This is a genomic window from Rhodococcus sp. 7Tela_A2, assembly GCF_049311045.1.
GTDB lineage: Bacteria > Actinomycetota > Actinomycetes > Mycobacteriales > Mycobacteriaceae > Rhodococcus.
This window is the reverse complement of the sequence record NZ_JAXION010000203.1, coordinates 1-3,068: the sequence shown is the minus strand read 5'-3', so window position 1 is coordinate 3,068 and position 3,068 is coordinate 1. Positions and strand designations below refer to the sequence as shown.

Genomic DNA, 3,068 nt, shown 5'->3' with positions numbered 1-3,068 from the left:
CGCCCGCACCGCAGCAGCAGTACAACCAGGCTCCCCCGCCGGCGGCCGCACCCGCGGAGCCCGCCGAGGTCAGCCTGACGAAGAACCGTCCCGTGAGCCTCGTCAAGGGCCAGAAGGTCACGCTCCGCAAGGACGGCGGCGTGGCACTGACGTACCTGCGCATGGGCCTCGGCTGGGATCCCATCGAGAAGCGCGGGCTGTTCGGCAATCGTTCCGCCGACATCGACCTCGACGCGTCCGCAGTCCTGTTCGCCGACCACAACATCGTGGACGTGGCCTACTACGGCCAGTTGCAGTCGAAGGACGGATCGATCCAGCACCAGGGCGACAACCTGACGGGTGAGGGAGCAGGCGACGACGAGGTCGTGCTCGTCGACCTCACGCGCATCCCGGCGCACATCACGACCGTGATGTTCGTCGTCACGTCGTACAAGGGGCACTCCTTCGAGCAGGTTCAGAATGCGTTCTGCCGCCTCGTCGACGGCACCACCAACGGCGAACTCGCCCGGTACACCATGCAGGGCGGTATGCCGTTCACGGGCATGGTGATGGCGAAGGTGTACCGCGAGGGCAACTCCTGGAAGCTGCAGGCGATCGGCGAGGGCATCCAGGCCAAGCATCCCGGTGAGGCCGCACCCCAGCTGGGCCGGTTCCTGGCTACGTAGCGCGGATGACGTATGAGTTCTCGGCGGGGCAGAACGGTCCGCTGACGGTCCGCACGCTGCGTTTCGCCGCGTCCGCGCAGGTTCCGCTGGACCTGTGCGCATTCGTGGTGGACGACCTGCTGCAGGTCGCGACCTCGGACGACGTGGTCTTCTACAATCAGCCGGCCACGGCGGGCGTCCGGGTCGAGGGCGAGACCATCGTCCTCGAGCCGGACGCCCTGCGCCCGGGCGCGCGAGTGCTGTGCGCCGTGGGAGCAGCGTCGACGACGCCGGTATCGACCACGCTGTGTGACGCCGACGGAACGCCTCTCGCGTCCTTCCACATCACGCCCGCGACGGGCACAGAATCCGCACTGCTGTGTTGGGAGATATACCGCCGCAACGGAACCTGGAAGATTCGCGCGCTCGGTGCGGGTTATGCCGGTGGACTCGCGGAGATGTTCACCGCGCACGGCGTCGCGGTCGACGAGCCCGCCGATGTTGCTCCCGCACAGGCGGATGCGTTGCCGACGACGACAGGAACCGAACTTCCCCCGTCCTGCGAACTGGTGTGGCGGATCTTCGAAGACGCTTCCCGGTCGGCCGCCGCCTACGTCGCTGCGCACGAATACGCGCAGCATCGGCTCGACGACGAGTTGTCGGCTGCGGTGGCGGACCCCTTCGCCCGTACCGGTCGGGCAGCAGAAACGGCCCGCGCACAAGCACACCGGCGCTGCGAAGAACTCGTGGCGGCAGCGGAGTCCCGGCATCGTGACGACAGCGTGACGCTCGCCGCCGAACTCGACACGGTCGATGCGGTGCTGCCCGCGTCGCTTGCCTCGTGGGACTCGGGCGCATGGCGCGGCACGCTGGTCCAGGGAGACGGTGTGCGCGTGGGTGAGTTGTCGGCGCCGGATCGCGGGGCGCTCCGGTTACCGATGTGCGTACCGCTTCCCCTCGGTAGGCCGTTGTGGATCGACGGTGAGGCCGCGATTGCCGGCGCGGTCGCGTCGTCGTTGGCGTTGCGTCTGTTGTCCGCGCGCCCCGGATCCCGCCTCGACATCATCGATCCGTCCGGATCGTTGCTCGCGTTGAGCGAACTGGCACGGCCGATGCTCGCCGGCCCTCCCATTCACGACATCGCCGGGGTGGCGCCGAAACTGAAAGGCCTCGCCGAAGCCGCGGACCTTACGGGCCTCGCACTGTCGTCCGGCGCCGAGACGCTCCGGCCCGAACCCCGCGTCATCGTGCTGGCGGGCCTGCCGCACGGGTTCGGCAGCATCGATCTGGTGAATGTCGTGCATCTGGCAAGAATGGGTTCGTCCCAGGACATTTCGATTGTGATCACCGGCGCGGACGACAAAGTCGTGGACAATCCCGCGTACGCCCTCTTGCGCGACGTGTCGCAGCATCTACCCGCGGCCGAGGACGGTCACCTCGCCGACCCGTGGACGAACACCGACTGGCGGTTCGCGGCCGACACGCTCCCCACCGACGAGGAATTGCTGCGCACGGTGGTGGCAGTTCTCGGAGCCGTCAGAACCTGATCGCATCACGCAGCGACGATGCCCGCCACCGGGATACGAGCGTCGACGGCCTGCCGGAAGTTGACCATCGCCCGCTCGAGATGGTCCCGGTTGGTGACCAGGACGGCACCCGTTGCGCCACGCCTGAGAAGGACGTCATTGGTGAAGCGTGCGTTCTCCACGGTGGACGTCGAAGCAGTTTCCTCGGTGACCCGATCGGGATGAATGCCGCGTGCGACGAGCCAGTCCTTCATCGCCTGGGCTTCGGTGACGCCGTTGCGCGGTACGCCGCCGGTCACGACGATCGGCGACGCCGGGTAGCGGTGTGCCGCCGCGAGAGCAGCCTCGAGACGCTGTTCCAGTACCGGCCGGATCCTCCCGTCCTCGGTCAGTCCCGCGCCGAGAACAACGAGGTGAGTGCCGATCGGATTCAGATCGAGCATCACCGGAAATCGCGGAGTCAGTTGCTCCAGTTCCGTGCAGACGATGATCAACTCGTCGATCATCCCCTGACACAGCGGCGTCACGGACAGAATCCCGTTCACGACGGTGTCGACGGCAGGGTCGGCGCTCGCCTGCCCTGTCGAAACTCCCAATGTGACCGTGGCCGCGACCAGGGCCGAGGCCACTGTCCGTCGTGCAGCGCTCATTCGAATCCCTTCGGAACATGATCGGATCGGGCTGTGCCGCAGTGTGCCATCGACCACGGCCGACGGTGGGAGTCCTCGAAGCCCTGTGGACCCTGCATCGACTACCCGATAGGGAATCGTGACATCCGACAAACGGATTGCCGGGGAAGCGCGTGCCCCGGCTCTCCATAGGTTTCCCCTATGGCGTGGGGGGGGGGGGGGGGGGGGGGGGGGGGGGGGGGGGGGGGGGGGGGGGGGGGGGGGGGGGG

Annotated in this window: 3 protein-coding genes; 2 read left to right on the top strand and 1 reads right to left on the bottom strand. The window is 67.8% G+C overall.

Annotation, left to right across the window (positions count from 1 at the left end; translation table 11 throughout):
- Together TVH25_RS21135 and TVH25_RS21130 are read left to right on the top strand one after the other, a co-directional pair.
- Nucleotides 1-665 (top strand): TerD family protein (locus tag TVH25_RS21135; RefSeq protein WP_422425397.1); only part of this gene is annotated, 665 nt, incomplete at its 5' end.
- A 5-nt stretch (nucleotides 666-670) separates the two neighbouring features.
- Nucleotides 671-2,191 carry a TerD family protein gene (locus TVH25_RS21130; protein WP_422425396.1) on the top strand — a complete coding sequence of 507 codons (1,521 nt, stop codon included), beginning with the start codon at nucleotides 671-673 and terminating at the stop codon, nucleotides 2,189-2,191.
- A gap of 5 nt (nucleotides 2,192-2,196) precedes the next feature.
- Here the strand turns inward: TVH25_RS21130 and TVH25_RS21125 are convergent, their stop codons facing one another.
- Nucleotides 2,197-2,820 carry a YdcF family protein gene (locus TVH25_RS21125; RefSeq protein WP_169623021.1) on the bottom strand — a complete coding sequence of 208 codons (624 nt, stop codon included), beginning with the start codon at nucleotides 2,818-2,820 and terminating at the stop codon, nucleotides 2,197-2,199.
- Between the last annotated feature and the right edge of the window lie 248 nt (nucleotides 2,821-3,068).